General features: G+C 68.2%; 24 protein-coding genes. 12 read left to right on the forward strand and 12 right to left on the reverse strand.

What is annotated here, in order from left to right:
• Positions 1–78: 78 nt before the first annotated feature.
• Entirely contained in the window at positions 79–2,895 is a 2,817-nt protein-coding gene (locus tag AC1RUS_RS05155; RefSeq protein WP_492913699.1) for a PAS domain S-box protein, read from the forward strand.
• A 4-nt stretch (positions 2,896–2,899) separates the two neighbouring features.
• Complete coding sequence (locus tag AC1RUS_RS05160) at positions 2,900–3,274, forward strand: response regulator transcription factor (RefSeq protein WP_492913701.1); 375 nt, start codon at positions 2,900–2,902, stop codon at positions 3,272–3,274.
• On the opposite strand, the gene AC1RUS_RS05165 is transcribed toward AC1RUS_RS05160, so the two are convergent.
• Together AC1RUS_RS05165 and AC1RUS_RS05170 are read right to left on the reverse strand one after the other, a co-directional pair.
• Positions 3,271–3,948 (reverse strand): hypothetical protein, encoded by a 678-nt coding sequence (locus tag AC1RUS_RS05165; RefSeq protein WP_492913703.1) that lies wholly within the window; start codon positions 3,946–3,948, stop codon positions 3,271–3,273. The two genes, AC1RUS_RS05160 and AC1RUS_RS05165, sit on opposite strands and share 4 nt — an antisense overlap.
• 6 nt (positions 3,949–3,954) lie before the next feature.
• A complete protein-coding gene (locus tag AC1RUS_RS05170; RefSeq protein WP_492913705.1) occupies positions 3,955–5,232 on the reverse strand; it encodes a metal-dependent hydrolase family protein in 1,278 nt (425 codons plus the stop codon).
• 131 nt (positions 5,233–5,363) lie between these two features.
• Here AC1RUS_RS05170 and AC1RUS_RS05175 point away from each other — a divergent pair, with 131 nt between their 5' ends.
• The gene (locus AC1RUS_RS05175) at positions 5,364–6,047 is read left to right on the forward strand and encodes an RDD family protein (RefSeq protein WP_492913707.1); all 684 of its coding nucleotides are present in this window, start codon (positions 5,364–5,366) and stop codon (positions 6,045–6,047) included.
• On the opposite strand, the gene AC1RUS_RS05180 is transcribed toward AC1RUS_RS05175, so the two are convergent.
• From AC1RUS_RS05180 to AC1RUS_RS05190, 3 genes are all read right to left on the reverse strand, one after another.
• Positions 6,044–7,540 (reverse strand): phosphomannomutase/phosphoglucomutase, encoded by a 1,497-nt coding sequence (locus tag AC1RUS_RS05180; RefSeq protein ID WP_492913708.1) that lies wholly within the window; start codon positions 7,538–7,540, stop codon positions 6,044–6,046. The two genes, AC1RUS_RS05175 and AC1RUS_RS05180, sit on opposite strands and share 4 nt — an antisense overlap.
• A 97-nt stretch (positions 7,541–7,637) precedes the next feature.
• Complete coding sequence (locus AC1RUS_RS05185; RefSeq protein ID WP_492913709.1) at positions 7,638–8,594, reverse strand: KpsF/GutQ family sugar-phosphate isomerase; 957 nt, start codon at positions 8,592–8,594, stop codon at positions 7,638–7,640.
• Positions 8,591–8,824, reverse strand: a complete 234-nt coding sequence (locus AC1RUS_RS05190) for a hypothetical protein (RefSeq protein WP_492913711.1) — start codon at positions 8,822–8,824, stop codon at positions 8,591–8,593. The genes AC1RUS_RS05185 and AC1RUS_RS05190 overlap by 4 nt, the downstream gene beginning before the upstream one ends.
• A 113-nt stretch (positions 8,825–8,937) precedes the next feature.
• Between AC1RUS_RS05190 and gpmA the strand changes: the two genes are divergently transcribed.
• From gpmA to AC1RUS_RS05205, 3 genes are all read left to right on the forward strand, one after another.
• Positions 8,938–9,651, forward strand: coding sequence for a 2,3-diphosphoglycerate-dependent phosphoglycerate mutase (gpmA, locus tag AC1RUS_RS05195; RefSeq protein WP_492913713.1), 714 nt, complete (start codon positions 8,938–8,940; stop codon positions 9,649–9,651).
• An 88-nt stretch (positions 9,652–9,739) separates the two neighbouring features.
• Entirely contained in the window at positions 9,740–10,999 is a 1,260-nt protein-coding gene (locus AC1RUS_RS05200; protein WP_492913715.1) for a pentapeptide repeat-containing protein, read from the forward strand.
• Between the two features lie 97 nt (positions 11,000–11,096).
• Positions 11,097–12,362 (forward strand): pentapeptide repeat-containing protein, encoded by a 1,266-nt coding sequence (locus AC1RUS_RS05205; RefSeq protein WP_492913717.1) that lies wholly within the window; start codon positions 11,097–11,099, stop codon positions 12,360–12,362.
• Between the two features lie 2 nt (positions 12,363–12,364).
• Here AC1RUS_RS05205 and AC1RUS_RS05210 read toward each other — a convergent pair whose 3' ends face one another.
• Entirely contained in the window at positions 12,365–13,030 is a 666-nt protein-coding gene (locus tag AC1RUS_RS05210; protein WP_492913719.1) for a uracil-DNA glycosylase family protein, read from the reverse strand.
• 176 nt (positions 13,031–13,206) lie between these two features.
• Positions 13,207–13,677: an Hsp20 family protein gene (locus AC1RUS_RS05215; protein ID WP_492913721.1), complete on the reverse strand. Its 471-nt coding sequence runs from the start codon at positions 13,675–13,677 to the stop codon at positions 13,207–13,209.
• Positions 13,678–13,907: 230 nt separating this feature from the next.
• Between AC1RUS_RS05215 and AC1RUS_RS05220 the strand changes: the two genes are divergently transcribed.
• From AC1RUS_RS05220 to AC1RUS_RS05240, 5 genes are all read left to right on the forward strand, one after another.
• Positions 13,908–14,741, forward strand: a complete 834-nt coding sequence (locus AC1RUS_RS05220) for a class I SAM-dependent methyltransferase (protein ID WP_492913723.1) — start codon at positions 13,908–13,910, stop codon at positions 14,739–14,741.
• Between the two features lie 58 nt (positions 14,742–14,799).
• A complete protein-coding gene (locus AC1RUS_RS05225) occupies positions 14,800–15,684 on the forward strand; it encodes a class I SAM-dependent methyltransferase (protein WP_492913725.1) in 885 nt (294 codons plus the stop codon).
• Positions 15,681–16,331: a hypothetical protein gene (locus tag AC1RUS_RS05230; RefSeq protein WP_492913727.1), complete on the forward strand. Its 651-nt coding sequence runs from the start codon at positions 15,681–15,683 to the stop codon at positions 16,329–16,331. The genes AC1RUS_RS05225 and AC1RUS_RS05230 overlap by 4 nt, the downstream gene beginning before the upstream one ends.
• Positions 16,332–16,422: 91 nt before the next feature.
• A complete protein-coding gene (locus AC1RUS_RS05235) occupies positions 16,423–16,731 on the forward strand; it encodes an SCP2 sterol-binding domain-containing protein (protein ID WP_492913729.1) in 309 nt (102 codons plus the stop codon).
• 3 nt (positions 16,732–16,734) lie between these two features.
• Positions 16,735–17,691, forward strand: a complete 957-nt coding sequence (locus tag AC1RUS_RS05240) for an alpha/beta fold hydrolase (protein ID WP_492913731.1) — start codon at positions 16,735–16,737, stop codon at positions 17,689–17,691.
• On the opposite strand, the gene hisN is transcribed toward AC1RUS_RS05240, so the two are convergent.
• Together hisN and AC1RUS_RS05250 are read right to left on the reverse strand one after the other, a co-directional pair.
• A complete protein-coding gene (gene hisN / locus AC1RUS_RS05245) occupies positions 17,692–18,528 on the reverse strand; it encodes a histidinol-phosphatase (RefSeq protein ID WP_492913733.1) in 837 nt (278 codons plus the stop codon). It abuts the gene before it with no gap.
• A gap of 43 nt (positions 18,529–18,571) precedes the next feature.
• Positions 18,572–18,964, reverse strand: a complete 393-nt coding sequence (locus AC1RUS_RS05250) for a helix-turn-helix domain-containing protein (RefSeq protein WP_492913735.1) — start codon at positions 18,962–18,964, stop codon at positions 18,572–18,574.
• 117 nt (positions 18,965–19,081) lie between these two features.
• On the opposite strand from AC1RUS_RS05250, the gene AC1RUS_RS05255 reads away from it, so the two are divergent.
• The gene (locus tag AC1RUS_RS05255; protein ID WP_492913737.1) at positions 19,082–20,032 is read left to right on the forward strand and encodes a lysophospholipid acyltransferase family protein; all 951 of its coding nucleotides are present in this window, start codon (positions 19,082–19,084) and stop codon (positions 20,030–20,032) included.
• Here the strand turns inward: AC1RUS_RS05255 and AC1RUS_RS05260 are convergent.
• The 3 genes from AC1RUS_RS05260 to AC1RUS_RS05270 all read right to left on the reverse strand — a co-directional run bounded on the left by AC1RUS_RS05260 (position 20,029) and on the right by AC1RUS_RS05270 (position 21,708).
• On the reverse strand, positions 20,029–20,547 hold the full coding sequence (locus AC1RUS_RS05260) for a response regulator (protein WP_492913739.1): 519 nt from the start codon (positions 20,545–20,547) through the stop codon (positions 20,029–20,031). The two genes, AC1RUS_RS05255 and AC1RUS_RS05260, sit on opposite strands and share 4 nt — an antisense overlap.
• Before the next feature lie 106 nt (positions 20,548–20,653).
• Positions 20,654–21,463 (reverse strand): M23 family metallopeptidase, encoded by an 810-nt coding sequence (locus tag AC1RUS_RS05265; protein WP_492913741.1) that lies wholly within the window; start codon positions 21,461–21,463, stop codon positions 20,654–20,656.
• Between the two features lie 23 nt (positions 21,464–21,486).
• Positions 21,487–21,708, reverse strand: a complete 222-nt coding sequence (locus tag AC1RUS_RS05270) for a DUF2093 domain-containing protein (protein WP_492913743.1) — start codon at positions 21,706–21,708, stop codon at positions 21,487–21,489.
• Positions 21,709–21,735: the final 27 nt, after the last annotated feature.

Here is a 21,735-nt window from a genome sequence, read left to right on the forward strand (position 1 = left end):
GGAAGGCGATCGATGGCGGCGAAAGCCGAATCCGCGCCTATTGAGCGGTACTTTAACCGGGACGCCGCCCAGGCGAACATGATCCAGACCGTGCGCCTCAGTTCCTGGTCCGTCCTCGCTTCGCGACTGGCCTTCGCCGTCGGCCTGGGCCTGGTTGTGGCGCTGCTGGCCTATGTCTGCATGGAGCTGCCGCGCGATCTGGGCCAGGTCACGCCGATCTGGTTGGCCAACGCCGTGGTGCTGTCGGTCCTGCTGCGCGCCGAGCCTAAGCGGTGGCCGCTGCTGATCGTCTGCGCGGTGGCGGGCAACATTCTGGCCAGCCTGCACGCCGGCGGACATCTCAACATCGTCCTTGGGCTGAGCGCCGCCAACGTCGTCGAATACGTGTTCTGCGCCGCCGTGCTGCGGCGGATTCTCGGCGCGGACATCGACGTCAGCCAGCCGCGCCACCTGATCTGGCTGGCGGTGATGTGCGGCGTCTGCGCGCCGCTGCTGTCGTCGCTGATGGCCGCCTCGGTCTTCCACCTGGCGCGCCACGCCCCTTTCGCGCCCATCATGATCAGCTGGGGCCTGTCCAACGCCCTGGGCCTGATGCTGGTCACGCCCAGCTTCATCGCCTTCCGCCAAGCCAAGACGCTGCTGGCCGAGCGGCCGATCACCAAGGCGGGGCTCATCTCGCTGGCCGGGCTGATCGGCGTGGTGGTGCTGGTCTTCTACCGCACTCGCTATCCGATGCTGTTCCTGATCCCGCCAGCCCTGGCCTTCGTGGCCCTGGAGCTGGAAATGCTGGGTGCGGCGGTCGGCATCCTGGTGCTGGCCGGGCTGGCCATCGGCTTCACCGTCCTCGACATCGGCCCGATCGCGCGCCTGTCCCAGGACATGTCCGACCGCGCCCTGTTCCTGCAGGTGTTCCTGGTCGTCTCGATCTTCGCGGCCCTGCCGCTGGCGACCGTCAACACCCAGCGCCGGCGCCTGCGCGATGTCGCCCAGGAACAGAAGCGCTGGGCCGAGATGGCCGAGGGGCTGGCCGGCGTCGGCTACTGGCGCCTGCACGTGGCCACCGGCGTGATGACCTGGTCGGACCAGATGTATCTGATCATGGGTCGCGACCCCGCCGACGGCATGCCCGCCGACTATCTGGAAGGCGTCCATCCCGACGACCGCGAGATCGTGCTCAAGCGCTACGACGCCGCCATGACCTCGGAGGCCCCGCGCGCCAACTCGGTGACGCGTCTGCGCCGGCCGGACGGCGAGATCCGCTACACGCGGGCCAATTTCATCGTCGAGCGCGACGCCGAGGGCCGTCCCGTCGTGCTGTTCGGCGTGGTCATGGACATCACTGCCCAGCAGCGGGCCGAGATGGCCATCACCGAAAGCGAGGCGCGTTTCCGCCTGCTGACCGAGAACGGCAGCGATGTGCTGACCCATTCGGGCATGGACGGACGCTTCATCTACGTCTCGCCGTCGGTCGAACATCGCATGGGCTACCGCCCCGACGAACTGGTCGGGGTGTCGACCCTCGATCTGATCCATCCCGACGACGTCCAGGCGGTGCAGGAGGTCATCCAGGCCCAGCTGGCGGGCGCCGGCGCCGCGCCCCCGGTCCGCGTGGAGTACCGCGCCCGCCACAAGGACGGCCGCTACATCTGGTTCGAGGCCCGGCCGACCTTGGCCTTCGACCCGACCACGGGCGAGATCAACGGCGTCACCGACATGGTCCGCGACATCTCCCGCCGCAAGGCGCTGGAGGTCGAGCTGCGCCAGGCCCGGGCCGACGCCGAGGAAGCCGCCGCGGTGAAGGGTGAGTTCCTGGCCAATATGAGCCACGAGCTGCGCACGCCGCTGACGGCGGTGCTGGGCTTCACCAAGCTGGTCGAGGAGCAGCCCGAACTGAGCGCCGAGACGCGCGGCTATGTCGAGCGGGTGTCGAACGCCGGCAAGGCGCTGAGGGCGACGGTCAACGACATCCTCGACTTCTCCAAGCTCGAGGCCGGCCAAGTCGAGATCAAGCCGCGCGCCGTCTCGGCCGCCGTGCTGACCCGCGAGGCGGTGGAGCTGTTCGAAGCCCAGGCCTGCGGCAAGGGCGTGCGCCTCACCACCGAAGGCCTGGATGACCTGCCGCCGCAGCTGCTGGTCGATCCCGACCGGCTGCGCCAGATCCTGCTGAACCTGATCGGCAACGCCGTAAAGTTCACCGAGGAGGGCGGGGTCGAGGTCGCCGCCGACTTCGATCCTGAGAGCGGCTGCCTGGCCTTCTCGGTCACCGACCACGGTCCGGGCATGCCCGCCGACCGCGTCGGCCAGCTCTTCCAGCGCTTCTCGCAGGTCGACGGCTCGTCGACGCGCAAGTACGGCGGCACGGGCCTGGGCCTGGCGATCTGCAAGGGCCTGGCCGAGGCCATGGGCGGCGAGATCGGCGTCGAGAGCCACGAAGGCCGTGGCTCGCGCTTCTGGTTCTCGGTGCCGGCCACGCCGGTCGACCAGGACGAGGAGCGCCAGGCCGAGACCGGCGAGATGCTGGAGTTGCCCGACAACTGCCGCATCCTGATCGTCGACGATAACATGGCCAATCGCGAGCTTGTCCGAGCGATCCTGACGCCGTTCGGTGCCGACATGACCGACGCAAGCGACGGCGACGAGGCCATCACCAGCGCCCATGGCACGCCGTTCGATCTGATCCTGATGGACCTGCGCATGCCGCGGGTCGACGGTCGCGCCGCCGCCGCCCGCATCCGCCAGGGCGGGGCCAACGCCAAGACGCCGATCCTGGCCTTCTCGGCCGACGCCTCGACCCTGACCATCGACGAGGTCTTCGACGGCCAGATCCCCAAGCCCCTGTCGGCGCTGGGACTGGTCGAGACCGTATCGCGCGCCCTCGCGGCGAGCCGGGCCTGACGGCATGACCGGAACCAAGCCCCTGATCTATGTCGCGGACGACGACGCCACGATCCTGGACCTGATCGTCATCGTGCTCTCCCGCAGCGGCTTCGAGGTCGTCGGCTTCGCCGAGGCCGAGGCGCTCGTGGCGGCCCTGGCCCTGCGTCCGCCCGCCGTGGCGCTGCTGGATGTCCGCATGCCCGGCCAGAGCGGCCTGGACGCCCTCAAGGCGATCAAGGAAACGCCCGGCGGCGGCGTGATCCCGGTGTTGATGCTGACCGGCGACGGGCGTCTGGACCGCATCGTCCAGGCGATGCAACTGGGCGCGGCCGGCTATGTGATGAAACCGTTTGAGCCCGCCCAGCTGGTCGAGCGCGTGCGGGGCCTGCTGATCTAGCCGCCGATCAGTTCGCGGATCCAGGCCAGGAAGTTGTTCCACAGCGTGAAGAAGCCGGTGGCGGCGACCTCGACCGGCCTGGCCGACGGCGGGGGAGGCGGCGGCGCGGGCACGAACCAGCTGGGCGCGGCCGGCGGCGCGCAGTTCTTCTGCATGCCCAGACCCTTCAGATAGCCGCGCCGGACACCGCCCGAGCGGATCGCAGCCTGCACCGCCGCGTCGTGCCTGGCCGCGCCGGTCAGCTTGCGGATCCAGCCCCGGAAGGGCAGCACATGGGTGGTCTGGTCGCGCACCTCGGCCACGCCTGCTTTCCAGGCTCCGTCGGCGACCTTCCTGCCGCGCGAGCGCTCGTCCGGCGGCGGCGCCTCGTCGAGATCCGGGCCTAGGGCGGCGTCCAGCCGGCCGATCTCGGCGGCGATCGGCTCGCAGCGCGTCAGGCCCTCGACGTCATAGGGATTGGCGACGGCGCGGCTCAGGACCGGCGGAATGCCCTTCTGCTTGAGGTTCAGGTCCTCCAGCGGCGCGGCGACGGCGTCGCGCAGGGTGTCGCGCTCCTGCATCGTGCCGGGATCGGCCGCCAAGGCGGGGCCGGCCAGCACGGCGGCGGAGATCAGGACGGGTAGGAACGAGCGACGCATGGCCTTGAGATCGCCCGGCTTCGCGGCTTCGCGCAAGAGGGATCAGGGACGACGATGGATCGCGCCGTCCTTCATCACGAAGATCACCGCCTTGGTCGCCGCGATGTCCTGGGTCGGGTCGCCGGACACGGCGACGATGTCAGCCAGGTAGCCGGGCTTGATCTGACCCAGGCTGTCCTGCTTGCGCAGCACCTTGGCGTCGACGGCGGTGGCGGCCAGCAGGGCCTGGGTGGCGGTCATGCCGTGGCGGACCATCCAGACCAGCTCGCGGGCGTTGTCGCCGTGGCGGAACACCCCGACGTCGCTGCCCATGCCGATGGTCACGCCGCTCTTCATCGCCAGCTTGAAGGCCCGCTCGGCGGCCTGCATGGCCGGCGTCGGCGGGGTCTTGCCGGCGACATAGCCGCCGAAATAGGTCGAGGTGCTTTCGCTGGCCGTCAGGGTCGGGAAATAGGCCACGCCCTTCTCGGTCATCAGCTTGAAGGTGGCTTCGGAGCCGCCATAGCCGTGCTCGATGGTGTCGACGCCAGCCAGGATCGACCGGCGCATGCCCTCGTCGCTGGAGGCGTGCACGGCCACAGGCCGGCCGCTGGAATGGGCCGCCTCGACCATGGCCTTCAGCTCTTCGAGGCTGAAGGTCGGCTGGGTCGAGCCGTCGGGGCCGACGCGATAGTCGGCGTAGATCTTGATCCAGTCCGCGCCTGCGCCGGCCTGTTCGCGCACGGCCCTGACCGCTTCGTCGATCCCGCTGGCCTCCTGCGCGCCCTGGGGCAGGTCGGCGTCGGGATTGTAGTTGCGGCGGGCCGGTCCATAGGCCCCGGTCGCGACGATCGCCCGGGTGGCCACGAACAGGCGCGGGCCGGGGATCAGCTTGTCGTTGATGGCGCGCTTGAGCGAGACGTCGCTGACGCCCGCGCCCTCGGTGCCCAGCTCGCGCAGCGTGGTGAAGCCGGCGTCCAGCGTCGCCCTGGCCTGGACCGTGGCGCGGATCACCCGGTAGTCCGGCGCTTCCTTCAGCACCTGATCGTCCCAAGACGCCTCGTTGTAGGGATGCAGCAGCAAGTGGCTGTGCAGGTCCATCAGGCCGGGGATCACCGTCGCGCCCGGCAGCTCGACCACCTCGGCGCCGGTCGCGTCCAGCCCGGCGGCGGGACCGACGGCGGCGATCTTGTTGTCCTTTATGAGGACGCCCCAGCCCTCGTGCGGCGCGCCCGCGTCCTCGGCCGTCCAGACGCGGGCGGGCTTGAGCAGGATCGGCTGAGCGGCCTTGGCCGCCATGGGGGTGAGGATCAAGGCTAGGGCGGTGAGAAGGCGGCGCATGGACGACTCGCGGGTTGAACCGTCTGAGCTAAGCCGAAATCGGCGGCGGACCCAAACGGTCAAGCCTCGCCCCTGGGTTGACGGTCTTGGACAATCGCTTCAGGTCTCGGACATTCGGGGGAAGCTAGAGCATGAAGCGCGGTTGGGTGTTGGCCATCGTCGTAGGCCTGCTAGTCCTGCAGGCGGTCTTCGGAGGCGGCGCGACCATCGCGGACCAATGCGTCAACGGCAGCTGCGTGATCCTGGCGCGGACGCTGCCCTGGGGGATCGTTTCGGCGGCCCTGTGGCTGGCGCTCGTGACGCTGTACCGGCCGCTGCCGTCGATCCCGGCGCCCGGCCAGAAGGTTCGACTGAGATCGCGGCTGGCGGCCTTCTTCATCGATATCGCGGCGGGCTTTTCGATTGTCGGGCCGATGTCGGCGCTGCCGATGATCCTCTATGTGGCCCTGGCCTCGGGATCGTTCTCGTGGGGCGTGAGGGTCAATGGGCCCAACCTGTGGGAGCACCTGTTCGCCGTCGTTCTGGTGCTCGGCGGCGTCGCGGGCGTGTTCGCCTATTTCTACCTGCCGCCGGCGCGCGGCCGCCAGACGTTGGGCCAGTACGTGATGGGTTATCGCGTCGAGCGCCTCGAAGGTCGCAAGCCCAACGCGCCCATGCTGGGTGCGCTGAGCGTCATCGGAATTTGCGCCTGGCCGGTCTCGATCCTGCTGGCGCTGTCACGCCCGGACCGGGAATTCTGGTGGACCGTCAAGAGCGGCCTGCGCGCGGTGCGGCTGGCCCCGTCGCCCAGGGCCGAGCCAGCCGACCTCGCCTAGATCTCCTGGTTATACTTGCCGACGCGATCGCCCAGGCGCGGCTTCACTTCCTGGCGGAAGAGAGCGCGCATGTCGTCTTCGGACTGGGTGCTTTCGACCACGACCACGATCTCGGGCTTGTTCGAGGAGGCGCGGACCAGCACCCACGAGCCGTCGTCCAGGTGCACGCGCACGCCGTTGACGGTGATCACTTCGGTGATCTTGCGGCCCAGGATCGAGCCGCCGGCCGCGAACAAGTCCTCGTATTCCTTCACCACGTCGGCCACGACACCGTACTTCACCTCGTCGCCGCAGTGCGGGCTCATGGTCAGCGAGGTGAAGGCCCCCGGCAGGGCCTTGCGCATGTCCGACAGCTTCACGCCGGGATTGCGGTCCAGCATGGCCAGGACGGCGGCGGCGGCGGTCAGGCCGCAGTCATAGCCGTAGCCCAGGTCGCCGTTCATGAAGAAGTGGCCGCTCTTCTCGAAGCCGGCCAAGGCGCCCAGCTCGGCGCTCTTGCGCTTGATGTAGCTGTGGCCCGTCTTCCAGTAGACGACCTTGCAGCCGTGCTTAGCCAGGATCTCGTCGGTGGCGTAGAGGCCGGTCGACTTGACGTCGACCACGAAGGTCGCGCCTGGGTTCAGCGGAGCCAGGTCGCGGGCCAGCATCAGGCCGATCTTGTCGGCGAAGATCTCTTCGCCCTCGTCGTCCACCACGCCGCAGCGGTCGCCGTCGCCGTCAAAGCCGAAGGCCAGGTCCGCGCCATGCTCCCGGACGGCCGCGGCCATCGAGTGCAGCATTTCGACATCTTCCGGGTTCGGATTGTATTTCGGGAAGGTGTAGTCGAGCTCGACATCCATGCCGATGACATCGGACACGCCCATGCGCTGCAGGGCGTCGACGGCGAAGGCGCCGGCCGTGCCGTTGCCGCAGGCGGCGATGACCTTCAGGGGCCGGGTGATGCTGGCGCGCTTGGCGACGTCGGCGATGAAGCGCTCGGCCTCGCCCTCGACCCGGATCAGCTTGCCGCCGTCACGCTCGACGAAAGCTCCGCCCAGCACGATGTCGCGCAGGCGGCCCATCTCGTCGGGACCGAAGGTGAGGGGCTTTTGCGCGCCCATCTTCACGCCGGTCCAGCCGTTCTCGTTGTGGCTGGCGGTGACCATGGCCACGCAGGGAATGTCCAGGTCGAACTGGGCGAAATAGGCGGTGGGCGACAGGGCCAGGCCGATGTCGTGCACTTCGCAGCCCGCGCCGATCAGGCCCAGGATCAGCGCGTTCTTGATCGACGACGAATAGGAGCGGAAATCGTGGCCGACCACGATCTTCGACAGGCCCAGTTCCTGGATGTAGGTGCCCAGGCCCAGCCCCAGCGCCTGGACGCCCAGCAGGTTGATGTCGGGCCCGAAAAGCCAGCGCGCGTCGTACTCGCGAAAGCCGGTCGCCTTGACCAGCGGCTCGTTCTCGTAGGCGGCGGTGTTGGGAACGAGATCGGATCGGGGAGCAGAGAACATCGGGGCTCGCATCAAAGTTGAGAGGTCGCTTTAGCCGCCATCAAGCCGGGCCGCTAGCGTTCTCACATGACATCGATTGTCGAAATGTGACTTCGGCCTAGATTATGCCCGCTCGGAGCAGATCGTGGACATGTAGGACGCCAACCGGGCGCCCGCCGTCGACGACGAACAGCACCGTGATGCGCTTCTCGTTCATGATCTTCAGGGCCTCGGCCGCCAGGGCGTTGGGGCCGATGGTCAGGGGCGCGCGTGTCATGACTTCGTCGGCGCGGTGGTCCAGCAGGCCTTCCATGTGCCGTCGCAGGTCGCCGTCGGTGATCATGCCGATCAGATGGCCGGCGTCGTCCAGCACGCCCACGGCGCCGAAGCGCTTCTCGCTCATCACCAGCAGGGCGTCGCGCATCGTCGTGGCCGCGTGGGCTAGGGGCAGTTCTTCCTCGCCGTGCATCAGGTGGCCGACGGTGCTGAGCATCGCGCCCAGCTTGCCGCCGGGATGGAAGACGCGGAAGTCGCTGGCGGTGAAGCCGCGGCGTTCCAGCAGGGCCACGGCCAGGGCGTCGCCCAGGGCCATCTGCAAGGTGGTCGAGGTGGTCGGGGCGCTGACCTCCGCCGTCGCCTCGGGCGCGTCGGGCAGGAGCAGCAGGATGTCGGCGGCCTGGCCCAGTTGGCTGCCCTCGACGGCGGTCATGGCGATCAGCGGGATCGAGAAGCGCTTGGCGTAGGCCAGGGTGTCGGACAGCTCGCGGCCGGCGCCCGACTTGGACAGGGCCAGCACGACATCGTCGGGACCGATCATGCCCAGGTCGCCGTGGCTGGCCTCGGCGGGGTGGACGAACATCGCCGAGGTGCCGGTCGAGGCCAGGGTGGCGGCGATCTTGCGCGCGACGTGCCCCGACTTGCCCATGCCGGTGCAGACCACCCGGCCCTTGGCGTCGAACACGGTCTCGACGGCCTTGGCGAAGGTCTCGCCGAGATTTTCCGACAGGCTGCGAAGCGCGTCGGCCTCGCCCAGGATCACGCGTTGGCCGACCGCGACGGCGTCGAAGGCGCTCATTGGGCCTGGCCGCCGGCCGCCTTCACCGCGCGGATGGCGTCGTCGGCGCGCTTCTGGGCGGCGTCCTTCTCACGCTGGATTTTCAGTTTCATTTCCGGCGTCTGCTGGACCGGCGTGTGGCCGAACGGGGCCGGCGAGCGCGCGCCGTAGCCCTGCGGCCAGACCATGGCCAGGGCGATCATGGCGAAGGCGATCAGCGCCAGGAGAGGCATGAAGAAGCGGTCGGACATGCGCCTGCCTATAGCATGTGTCGCGCGGACGGGGAGGGGGCGGTTGGCGGCGGAGCGCTTGACGTCGCTCTCCGGTGGGCCTAGCCCGCCCGTGACAATCCCAAGGAGCCCCGATGCCGACCCTCGTCCTGCTTCGCCATGGCCAGAGCCAGTGGAATCTCGAGAACCGCTTCACCGGCTGGGTGGACGTGGACCTGACCGCCGAGGGCGAGGCCCAGGCGCGCAAGGGCGGCGAGCTGATCAAGGCCGCGGGCATCGAGATCGACGACGCCTTCACCTCGGTGCAGACCCGCGCGATCCGCACCTGCAACCTGGCGCTGGACGCCGCCAAGCAGAGCTTCGTGCCGGTGACCAAGGACTGGCGCCTGAACGAGCGCCATTACGGCGGCCTGACGGGTCTGAACAAGGCCGAGACCGCCGCCAAGCACGGCGAGGAGCAGGTCACCATCTGGCGCCGGTCGTACGATATCCCGCCGCCCGAACTGGCGCCCGGCGGCGAGTACGATTTCAGCAAGGACCGCCGCTACGCCGGCAAGGATCTTCCGGCCACGGAAAGCCTGGCCACCACCCTGGTCCGCGTGCTGCCGTACTGGGAAGCCGACATCGCGCCGAAGCTGGCGGCGGGCGAAACCGTCCTGGTCGCCGCGCACGGCAATTCGCTGCGCGCCATCGTCAAGCACCTGTTCTCGGTGCCCGACAGCGACATCGTTCACGTCGAGATTCCCACCGGCAACCCGCTGGTCATCGACCTGGACGCCGGGTTGAAGCCTGTCGCCGTGCGCTATCTGGACGAGAGCCGGGCCGAGAAGCTGCCGCCCATCGCTTAAGCCCTGCCGGAAATCCTTGGAAACGCTGCGTTAATGCCGAAGCAGGCATGGTCGCGATCTATCTGGTTTGGGATCGATCGCGAACACCATGAGCGCCCCAGCGGCGGCAGGCCAAGAGTACCGGCGCCTGACGCAATACGAGGTTGACGTCATCTGCGCCAAGCACGACCGCCTGTGGTCGGCTAGGCTGGGTGGCGCGCGCGCCGTATTCGCCTTTTGCGACCTTTCCGGCCTGTCGGTGACGGGCCGGAATCTCTGCGACGCCGACTTCACCGGCGCCATGCTGGTCGGCTGCGACATGCGCAAGGCCAAGCTGGACAACGCCAACCTCTATGGCGCGGACATGCAGGGCGCCGATCTGACCGATGCGTCCATGCGTCGCGCCGACCTGCGCGGCTCGAGCCTGCGCGGCGCCAACCTGACGGGCGCCGACCTTTTCGAAGCCGACCTGCGCGAAGGCTCGATCGCGGCCGCCGACCGCAAGGAAGGCTATCGCATCATCGAACCCATCCAGCGCGAGGCCTATGCGACCGGCGCGGTGCTGGCCGGCGCCAACCTGGAACGCTCGCGTCTGTCGGGCATCGTGGCGACCAAGGCCGACTTCAGCGACGCGATCCTGAAGGACGCCAAGCTGGTCCGGGCCAACCTGAAACAAGCCAATTTCAACGGCGCCAACCTGGCCGGAGCCGATCTCTCGGGCGCGAATCTGGCCGGCGCGGACCTGCGCAACACCGTGCTGGTCGGCGCCAAGACGATGTCGTGGAACGTCAACGACACCAACATGGAAGGCGCCCTGACCGACAAGGCCTCGGGCACCGACATCTCCGAACTGCCGTACGAGAAGATGATCGCCGACCACGCCCGCTGGTGCGAGACCGGCGGCGCGGAGGGCAAGCCCTCGGCCTTCGACCGCGCCGACCTGCGCAATCTGAAATCGGTGCGCGGCTTCAACCTGACGGCCCTCTCGGCCAAGGGCGCGGTGTTCTACGGCCTCGACATGGAAGGCGTGCAGCTTCAGGGCGCACAGCTGGAAGGCGCCGACCTGCGGGCCTGCAACCTGCGCCACGCCGACCTGCGCGGCGCGCGGCTGAAGGGCGCCAAGCTGTCGGGGTCGGATTTGCGCGACGCGCAGCTGGGTCCGCTGTTGATCGGCCGTGACCGCCTGCTGCCCTCCGACCTGACCGGCGTGCTGTTGACGAACGCCGACCTGGCGCGGGCCGACCTGCGTCAGGCCTGCCTTGCGGGCGCCGACCTGTCGCGGGCCAACTTCACCAACGCCCTGCTCAAGGAAGTCGATGTCACCGGCGCCATACGCCAGGGCGCGCGCGGGCTGGACGACGTCATTTAGAGAACGCGACAATTTGGCGCGGTCTTAACCGTTCGCTCGTTGCTCGCTGTCATGTTGATCGGATTCAAGACGTTGGATCCGGGGGGAGATAACTGGAATGACCGCCGCGCAGAGCATGGCCGGCAGGCGACGCCTCAGCCAAGCCGAGCTCGACATGATCGTGGGAGCTCACGAGAAGTTCGTGACCGGCAAGCAGGGCGGCAAGCGCGCCTCCCTGAAGTTCACCAACCTGTCCGGTCTTGACCTGTCCTTCCGCAACCTCGTCGACGCCGATTTCTCCGGCTCCGTCCTCGACGGCTGCCGCATGGTCCGCACCAAGCTGGATCGCGCCAACCTGTTCGGTTGCGACCTGCGCAAGGCCGACCTGCGCCAGGCGGTGCTGATCCGCGCCGATCTGCGCGGCGCCTGCCTGCGCGGCGCCAACCTAGCCCAGGCCGACCTGACCCAGGCCGATTTCCGCGAAGGCCAGATCGCCATTCCGCATCCCCGCAAGGGTCTGGACACCCTTCGCCACGAGGCCCGCCAGGGCGAGGTGGACGAGGTCAACTTCTCGGGCGCCACCCTGGACGGCTCGCAGTTCGAGGGCGTCTCGGCCTTCAAGGCCGACTTCAGCGACTGCTCGCTGCGCGGCGCCAAGCTGTCGGGCGCCAATCTGAAGGAAGCCAATCTGGCCGGGGCCATCCTCGACGGCGCCGACATCAAGGGCGCCAATCTCGAGGGCGCCAACCTGCAGGGCTCGGTGATGGCCGGCGTCGACACCGCCAGCGCGCGGACCGCGGGCGCCAGCATGACCGGCGCCTTGACCACCGTCACGCCCCAGGCCCAGGCCAAGGCGCAGGAGCTCTATCAGCGCGCGCTCGACAACCAGCGCTGGTGCCAGACCGGCGGCAAGGAAGGCCAGTGCGCGCGCCTCGACGGCGAGGACCTGCGGCCGCTCGGCGACAGGCTGAAGGGCCTGCGCCTGACCGCCATGAGCGCCAAGGGCGCCTGCATGGTCGGGCTGGACCTGTCGGGAGCCCAGCTCCAGGGCGCCAATCTCCAGAACGCCGACCTACGCGCAGCCAATCTGCGCGGGGCCGACCTGCGCGGCGCCAAGCTCACGGGCGCCAACCTGACCAAGGCCGACCTGCGCCAGGCCTTCCTCTGCGCCCTGCCGCTGGGGCCAGAGCGCAAGACCCAGACCAACCTCGCCTCGGCCCGCCTGCGCTACGTGATGGCCCAGACGGCCGACCTGTCGGAAGCGGTGCTGGACGGCGCCGACCTCCGCGGCGCAGACTTCACCGGCGCCCGCGCCCACCGCGCCAGCTTCCGCGACTGCGACGTCGCCCAAGCCCAGGGCCTGGACCTCTCCGCGCCGGAGTAAAATCAGCTCCTCGCCAAGATGTTTGCGACAAAGTCCGACGGATCAGTTGGCGGCGCGTCCCACTTTGCAATGCTCGGGTGAGTGAGCGTGGTGACGCCGATTCCCGACGGATTTACGTGCGCGACGCTCTTCCAGCGTCGAGCGTTCTTCTCCTCGAATGTTCCGATCGGCGCGTGAGCGGCGAGCATGGCGCGTGTCCATTCGCCTGCCGTGCCGCCGAGGCAAATGACGGTGCGAACGCCCAAAGTCTCGATGACGGCCTCATGTACCGGCCAGCATTTCGCCAGAAGATCGATTTTCTCGCTCGCGAGTTCAGCTTCGCGACTGGAGCGGACGAACACGACGTTGCTTGCCGGTGTTGAGTGCGGGTGGCGGCCGAGGCGCTGAAGCAAATACCGAATGCGCGGCTGCATTCTGTATGAGCCCGGCTGACGGCCGTGCCAGCTCTCGTCGAGATATTCTGACCAGTGATCCGAAGGGCGCGCCAATGCGTCGGCTGCGTGCTTGCCAACAGTTTCTGCTGATTGTCGGACGGGACAGCCGCCAGGATTCAGGCCCAAAATGTAGACGTCCGACGGCTCCGATAACGCGGCTTTGCCGGAATAGAATACTGATCCAGAACGGCCATGCAGGCTGTGATCGACGAGTTTCAGAAAGTCACTCAGCATCGGCCGCGCTCTCCGCAAGCTTCGACCTTCAGACTTCCACTCGCGCCGTCGGCTAGCAAGTCACATGGCTTAGTCGGACTAGGCCCAAACGAAAAAGGCGGCGCATCGCTGCGCCGCCGAAGTCGGAGAGGGGTGTCTACAAAGCGGGGTCTACAAGGTCGTAGGGCTGGTCGCGATTAGGCGGCCTTGTTGCCCTTGACCTTTTCACCTTCGATCAGCGGCGCGGAGGCGGTGTTGATCTCGATGGTGCGCGGCTTCAACGCTTCGGGCAGTTCGCGCTTCAGCGAGATCGCCAGCAGGCCGTCCGCGAGGGCGGCGTCGGTGACGATCACATAGTCGGCCAGCTGGAACTTGCGCTCGAAATTGCGCTCGGCCAGGCCGCGATGCAGGTAGCGCTTGGTTTCGTCGTTGGCCGGCTTGCGGCCGGTGACGGTGAGGAGGTTTTCCTTCACCTCGATGCCGAGCTCCTCGGGCTTGAAGCCCGCGACGGCGATCTCGATGCGGTAGGAATTCTCGTCGGTCCGCTCGATGTTGTAGGGCGGGTAGCCCGAGGCGGTTTCGGTGTTGGCGGCGGCGTCGAGTTGCGCGGCCAGACGGTCGAAGCCGACGAGCGAACGGTACAGGGGCGAGAGGTCGATCGTACGCATGGTCACATCCTTCTTTCAAAGCAAGGCGTGTTGAAGTTCGTACCGTTGGCGACCCAGAATTGGCGTCGCCCGTGGTCCGGAAGGCCCGGGTTTCCAGCGCCTTCGGATAGACAGGTGGGAAGCCCGTTTTCGACTTCAAGGGGATCATTTCGAACATTGCGGGTGAAAGGCTTGATCGCCGCAAACCCCCGGTTAAGGTCGCCGCACCTGACGCGGAAGAGACCTCCCAGATGCCCCACCGTCGCCAAGTCCTCCTGATCGCCGCCGCCTTGAGCCTGGCCGCCTCGTCCGCCTTCGCCGCCGACGCGGCCCTGAAGGCGGCGGTGGCCGCGCCGCATCGTCCGGCCGGGGACGTGGCCCGCGACGGCGCCCGCCATCCCTATGACAGCCTCAGCTTCTGGGGCCTCAAGCCCAATCAGACGGTGATCGAGGTCGTGCCGGGCAACGGCTACTGGACCGAGATCCTGGCGCCCTACGCCAAGGCCACGGGCGGGACCTACATCGCCGGCGTCGCCGACCTGGCCAATCCGAAGATCTCCGAGGGCGCCAAGAAGGGCCGCGCGGCCTTCGAGGCCCGCTTCGCCGACGAGAGCCGCTACGGCAAGGTCAAGTACGTCAATTTCGGTTCGGTCTCCCGGCCTCTGGGCGCGCCGGGCTCGGCCGACCTCGTGCTGACGGCCCGCAACGTCCATAACTGGACGGGGCAACCTGGCGTCGCCGACAAGATCTTCGCCGATTTCTTCGCGGTGCTGAAGCCAGGCGGCGTTCTGGCGGTCGAGGATCACCGCGCCGATCCCAAGCCTGAGGTCGGCTCCAGCGGCTATCTGGCCACCGCCACCGTGGTCGCCCTGGCCGAGAAGGCGGGCTTCAAGCTGGACGCCAAGTCCGAGATCAACGCCAATCCCAAGGACACCAAGGACCATCCCTTCGGCGTCTGGACCCTGCCGCCCACCAAGCAGACTGCGCCCAGCGGCCAGCCGGCCGACCCGACCTTCGATCGCACCAAGTACGACGCGATCGGCGAGAGCGACCGCATGACGCTGCGCTTCCGCAAACCGGCTTGATACGGCGCCTTTTGGCCAAGGTCGGGCGCTAGTCTGGCGGCAGAGTGACGGGGGGACGATGCTTCCAGAGATTTCATGGTCAAGGCGCGGCCTGATCGTCGGCGTCGCGGCGGCGGGCCTGACCGCGTGCGGAAAGAAGAAGGCCAAGGAAAACCCCAAGGCGCCGGCCAAGAAGGGCGCCGACACCATCGAGGCCGCCGTCGCCGGCAATTGGCGCTCGCCGGCCGACAAGGCCCGCGACATCTGGCGCCATCCGGTCGAGACCCTCAAGTTCTGGGAGTTGAAACCTGGCCAGACGGTGGTCGAGTTCTGGCCCGGGGCGGGCTGGTACACCGAGATCCTGGCCCCATTCCTGGCTGACACCAACGGCAAGCTCTACGCCGCCGTGCTCGAGGCCGACCCCAACGATCCGGCCGCCGCCGAGATCGTCGAGGCCTATCGGCGCAAGCTGAGCGAAAAGCAGAAGCTTTACGGCAAGGTCGAGATCACCAGCTTTGGCCCCTCCAGCGGCCCCGTGGCTCCGGCTGGCAGCGCCGACCTCGTGCTGTTCCTGCGCAACCTCCACAACTGGATGGCCGCCGGCATCGCCGAGAAGGCCTTCAAGGACGCCCTGACCGCCCTCAAGCCCGGCGGCGTGCTGGGCATCGAGGAGCATCGCGGCGAGGCCGGGCGCATCCAGGACGTCCTGGCCGCCGACGGCTACGTGCAGGAGGCTTACGTGGTCCAGATGGCCAAGGAGGCTGGCTTCATCCCGATGGGCGCCAGCGAGATCAACGCCAATCCCAAGGACACCAAGGACCACCCGTTCGGCGTCTGGACCCTGCCGCCGACCCGCCTGTCGTCGCCGCGCGGCGAGCCGGCCGAACCGGGCTTCGACCACGCCAAGTACGACGCCATCGGCGAAAGCGACCGCATGACCCTGAAGTTTGTGAAGCCCAAATGAGCCGCCGCATCGCCGTGATGGCCGCCGCCGCCCTGGCCGTCGCGACCCCGGCCCTGGCCGAGAAGACCGCGCCGGCCGGCAAGGTCTTGCCGTTCCTCGACAAGTTCCTGAAGGTCCCGCCGGCGGAGCGCTCGCACCTGAGGCTGGCCTATATTATCAAGCGCGACGGCAAGCCCGCGCCGAGCGTCAAGGCGACGCTGGTCGAGGCCGGCGGCGCGCGCTCGCCCCTGCCGCTGGACGGCGACGGCGTCTTCCAGCGCCTGCCGACCCTGGCGCAGCTGGAGGCCGGCGCCACCGTGGCCTTCGACGTGCCGGCTGACGCCAAGCTGGGCGTGACGATGTCGTTCGAAACGGCGCTGAAGCCGGCGACCGAGTACGACGTCAAGGATCTGGCCGCGACCGTCAACGAGGGCAACGCCGTCATCGGCAAGGCGGCCGGGCCCATGGCCCTGCTGGCCCCGAAGATGACCGGCGTGGGGTTCCCCAAGGCCGGCGACGGCGTCGTGGTCTTCGCCGACGGCCACACCCAACCGCTGCCGGAAGCCAACGAGGCGCCGTATTTCCGTCCCGCCGACTTCAAGGGCGCCGTACGGGTAAAGTTGACAAAGTCCCCGACTAAGGTCGCCTTCTATGACGGGAAGAAATAGATCGTCTCGGGTCTGAACGGTGTTTACTTGCCGTCGCCGCCCGGTCTAGCTACGCCAACCACCACGCGAAACACAGAGGGAGATCGCGCTCATGGCCACCATCCAGGAAATCACTGATCGCATCAAAACCGCCGTCGGCGACGACAGCGGCCTGGGCAAGAGCCTGAAGTTCGATCTGAAGGACGCCGGCGTCATCCACATCGACGGAGGCTCGGTCACCAACGAAGACCTGCCCGCCGACCTGACCATGACGCTCAGCATCGACGACCTGCTGGCCATCGGCGCCGGCTCGCTGGACCCCACCATGGCGGTGATGACCGGCAAGCTGAAGCTGTCGGACATGGGCGCGGCGATGGCGCTGCAGTCCAAGATGGCGGCGCTCTTCGCGAAGATGCGCTGATCCATGCCGGAACGCGCGCCTCTGGTTTCGATTCCCGAGGCGCCTGTTCCGGATCATGGAACCGCCGAATGGTTCAGCGGCGCGGACGGGGCGACCCTCCGCGCCGCTTCGTTTTTCCCGGAGGGGAAGCCGCGCGGCTCGGTGATCGTCAGCCCCGGTCGCAGCGAACCGATCGAGAAGTACTACGAGGTTGTCCAGGACCTGCTGGACCGCGGCTTCGCCGTCCTCGTCCACGACTGGCGAGGGCAGGGGCTCTCGGCCCGCGCCCTGCCGGATCGGCTCAAGGGCCACGCCCAGGGCTTCAAGCCCTTCCTGAACGACTATGCGGCCCTGCTGGACGCCTTCCAGGACCGCCTGCCCAGGCCCTGGATCGCGATGGGACACTCGATGGGCGGGTGCCTGACGACCCTGGCCCTGGCCCACGGCGAGAGCCGCTTCTCCGCCTGCGTGCTGTCGGCGCCGATGCTGGGCCTCAACACCGGCGGCAAGCCGGCCCGCGCCGCGCGCGCCCTGGCCTGGATCTTCGCCCGCGCCGGCATGGCCGGCGACTACACCCTGGGCGACAAGGGCGACCCGTTCGCCCATAGCTTCGCGCGCGACGCCCTGACCCACGACCAGGCGCGCTACGAGCGCTATCGCGCCCAGCTGCTCGGCGACCCGGACATCGCCTTGGGCGGCACGACGTGGGGCTGGGTGGACTTCGCCTTCTCGGCCTGCGCCTGGCTGCGCCGCTCGCCCGGCGTCGAGGCCATCACCATCCCGGTCACCATCATCGGCGCCGGCGAGGACACCCGCGTGCTGAACGCCGACCTCAAGTCGATCGCCAGCCGCATTCCGAACGGCCGCTACCTGGAGGTGCCGGGGGCCTTTCACGAGATCCTGATCGAAACCGACGAGCGCCGCGCGCAGTTCTGGAAGGCGTTCGACGAGACGGCGGACGGGTTAGCGACGTGCGCCTGACTACTTCGCCGACCGTCGCAGCGACACCAGCGCCTCGTCCAGCGGCCGGCGATCGCCCGAGATCACCATCTGGCCGCCGTTCTGGCCGATCGGCTGGCCGCGCCAGTCGGTGACCAGGCCGCCGGCGCCTTCGATCAGGGGGATGGCGGCCTCGATGTCCCAGGACTTCAGGCCGGCCTCGATGACCATGTCCATCTTGCCCATGGCGACCATGGCGTAGGCGTAGGCGTCGCAGCCCAGGCGGGCCAGCTTGGCGGCGGCGCGCACCTGCAGCCAGGCGCCGCGCTCGGCGCCGTCGAAACAGGCGTCGGGGTCGGTGGTGGCGATGACGGCGTCGGTCAGGTTCGCGCATTCGCGCACCTGGATCGGATGGCTCTGGCCGCGCGACAGCAGGCGCGAGCCGCCGGCGTGGCCGATGAACACCTCACCCACATAGGGCTGGCCGATCGAGCCCAGCACGGGGCGGCCCTGATGGCGCAGGCCGATCAGGGTGGTCCATAGCGGCAGGCCGGAAATGAAGGCGCGGGTGCCGTCGATCGGATCAAGCACCCAGACGAACTCGGCGTCCGGGCGATCCTCGCCATACTCCTCGCCGATCACGCCGTGTTCGGGATAGCGTTCCGAGATCAGGGCGCGAATGGCCGCCTCGGCGCCGCGATCGGCCTCGGTCACCGGATCGAAGGCGGCGTGGCTGTCGCGAGGCAGGTTCTTGCCCGCGCCCTTGTCCTCGAGCCCATGATCGGCGCGGAACAGCGGCAGGATCGCCGCCGCCGAAGCCCGGTTGAGATCGAGGGTGAAGGCGTCGAGCGCCGCGAGCCGATCAGCGGAAAGCGTCATGGGCGAGGGTTTAACGCCCTCGCCGCAGGTACGCCACCGAGAGTTACGCGTCGACGTGCTCGCCGCCGTTCAGCGACTTGGCCAGGTCCAGCAGGCGACGACGCGGACGCTCGCCCAGCAGGTAGTAGGCGCGGATCAAATCCAGCGTCTCCTTGCGGGCGAACATCTCGCCACCCTCGGCTTCGCTAGCCGTCTCGCGGCGCACCTGGTCGGACAGGCCGTCGTAGAAGTAGCCGACCGGCACTTCCAGCGCTTCGGACAGCTGCCAGAGGCGAGCGGCCGAGATGCGATTGGCGCCGCACTCATACTTTTGGATTTGTTGGAAACGCACGCCCACCGTGCCGGCCAGTTGCTGCTGGGTCAGACCCAGAAGACGGCGGCGACGACGCAGACGCTTACCCAGATGCACGTCGATGTCGTTACCCATGGAAGCCAAGCCCCCCTGCTAGATATCGAGCGTCCCGAAACGGAACGGTCCGCACTGACGGTCGCAAGTCGCGTGCCGGGCGAAGCAGCGTTGCGCGGTGCGTGCAAGCCAGCCTAGTAAGACACCATGTCGGATAAGCGTCGGCCTTGGGCCCAGGACCTGCTTTGGCGCTTGGAAGCGCTGGGCTTTGACCTCTTCATCGGAGCCGTTCGCCTGATGGGCGTGGACCGGGCGTCGGACTTCGGCGGTTGGCTGGGCCGCACCTTTGGTCCGATGAGCGGGGCCCACAAGGTGGCCGAGCGCAATCTGAAGCTGGCCTTCCCGGAAAAGGACGCCGCCTGGCGGGCCGAGATGCTGGTCGCGCAATGGGACGGGCTGGGCCGCTCGTTCGCCGAATTTCCCTTGATGGACAAGATCTTGCCGTCCACCGGCCGGGTCGAGGTGGTCAACAAGGAGCGCCTTGCCGAGATCGCCGAGCAGAAGATCCCGGTGGTCTTCGTTTCAGGCCACCTGTCGAACTGGGAGGTCATGCCGGCCGCCATCGTCGACAGTGGCGTGGTCTGCGAAATGACCTATCGCGCGGCCAACAACCCCTATGTCGACAAGCGCATCCGCGACAGTCGCTTCCGCTATGGCGTGCGCCTGTTCGCGCCCAAGGGCGGCGACGGGTCGCGCGAAATGCTGAGAGGCATGATGGAGGGGCGATCGGTCGCCCTGATGAACGATCAGAAGTTCAACGGCGGCGTGGCCGCCCCGTTCTTCGGCCACGACGCCCGCACCGCGCCGGCGCCGACGCGGATGGCGATCCGTTTTGGCACGGTGCTGCAGCCGATGTCCGTGCAGCGTCTGGAGGGCGCGCGGTTCCGCGCCGTGGTGCACGATCCGATCGTCCCGCCTAACACCGGCGATCGCAAGGCCGATATCGAGGCGGGCGTGAGGATGATCAACGCCTTCCTGGAAGAGCGCATCCGCGAGCGTCCCGCCGAGTGGTTCTGGGTGCACCGCCGCTGGCCCAACGAGGTCTATGCCGAGCTGGCCGCCCGCGAAGCCGCCAAGGACGCGTCCGGCACGGCCTAGATGTCGAGCTGGGCCGGCGGGAACTTCGGGTCGGTGCTGCGGCGATAGGGACCTTCGTAGTTGGCCTCCTCGCGACGGCGACGGCACGGGCCGAAATAGTCCTCCGACCGGATGAAAGGTCGAGGCTTGAAGATCACCGTATTGATCCGGTCCAGCAGCGAGCGGGCCGTCACCGGCTTGACCACGATCTCGGTCACGCCGGCGTCGCGGGCCTCGAACACGCGGTTCCGTTCGGCGAAGCCGGTCAGCATGATGATCGGCAGGAACGGGTCGACGCTGTCGGCCGAGTTGCGGACCAGTTGCGTGAACTGCACGCCGTCCAGCGGCGACATCTTGAAGTCGACGATGGCGATGTCGACGGGGCCTTCGCGCATGGCCTGCAGCGCTTCCGCGCCGTCCATGGCCTCGCGGAGATGCTTGACGCCCACGCCCTTCAGAATGGCGCCGACGATCGACCGCATATGGTCGTTATCGTCCACCAGAAGGAAGCGCAGGTTCGCAAACTCCGCCGACATGCGGTTGTCGTCTCCCCGTCAGACCCGGAAACCGTGGCGCGCGATTAAGCACGCGGCAGAGCTTCTGCATACTGAGATCAAGGCTAATGATTGGTTTATTTTCGCGCTACAGGCGAGGCGGCGCAGCTCCGACGAGCAGCGACGGATCGAGGTTGCGGCCATGCCACTTCATCCGCCAGCACAGGTGCGGACCGGTGGCCCGGCCCTCCTTGCCGACGGCGCCGATCAGTTGGCCCTGCCTCACGGATTCCCCAGCGGAAACAACAACTTTCGATAGGTGCAGATAGGCGGTGATCAATCCCTGGCCGTGGTCGATCAGGATCAGGCCGCCCTCGTAATGCAGGCCGGTCTCGGCGAAGGCCACGACGCCGGCGGCCGGCGCGCGCACCGGGGTCCCGATCGGAGCCGCCAGATCAACCCCAAAATGGGGACGCTTGGGCTCGCCGTTGAGGATCCGCTGGCCGCCGAACCGCGCCGAGCGGCGCGCGCCGTCAACCGGCAGGATGAAGCCGGCCTTGAAGGCGTCGAGGTCGGCGAGGCTGGCGAAGCCCACGGCCTTGCGCTGGCCCTCGGCCACCAGGCGCGCCAGCAGCACCGGATCCTCGGGCGTCACCTGGTCGGCGGGCAGGCCGTCGATGCGTTGGATATCGAAGGTCCCCGGCGCGATCTGCGCCTCGTGGGTGGCCGAGCCGCTGGCGGTGGTCACGGTGATATGGACCAGGGGCGGGGCGTCGCGGTCGAAGCCGACCACGAACCAGCCGTCCGCCGAGGCCTGGCCCACGACCTCGCCGTCCAGGTCGATCGAAGCGCGCGGCGCGGTGCGGCCGATGGCGTAGCCGCCCTGGACGAACTTTCCGGACAAGGCCAGGCCCGGCGCGGCGGCGAAGGCCGCCGGGGCCGCGCCGCTCAGGGCCATGGCCGCCAGGAGCGCGCGACGGTTCAGGCGCTCTTCTCTTGCCAGCGCTTCAGGGCTTCGGCGGGGCCGGCATAGGCTTCCTGGTGCTCGGGGCTCCAGTAGCGCAGGGCCTCCAGCGACACCTTCGCGCCGGTGATGGCGCACAGCACGTAACGGCCCGGCGACATCACGGCGAATTCGCCGTCGCCATAGTGCAGCACGGCGGGGCCGTCGGATTTTCCAAGGTCGCGATCGTAAGCGTTCATCGGATCATTCTACGTCAGCGTCGGGGC

The sequence above is a fragment of the Caulobacter sp. GW821-FHT10F06 genome, from assembly GCF_058809215.1.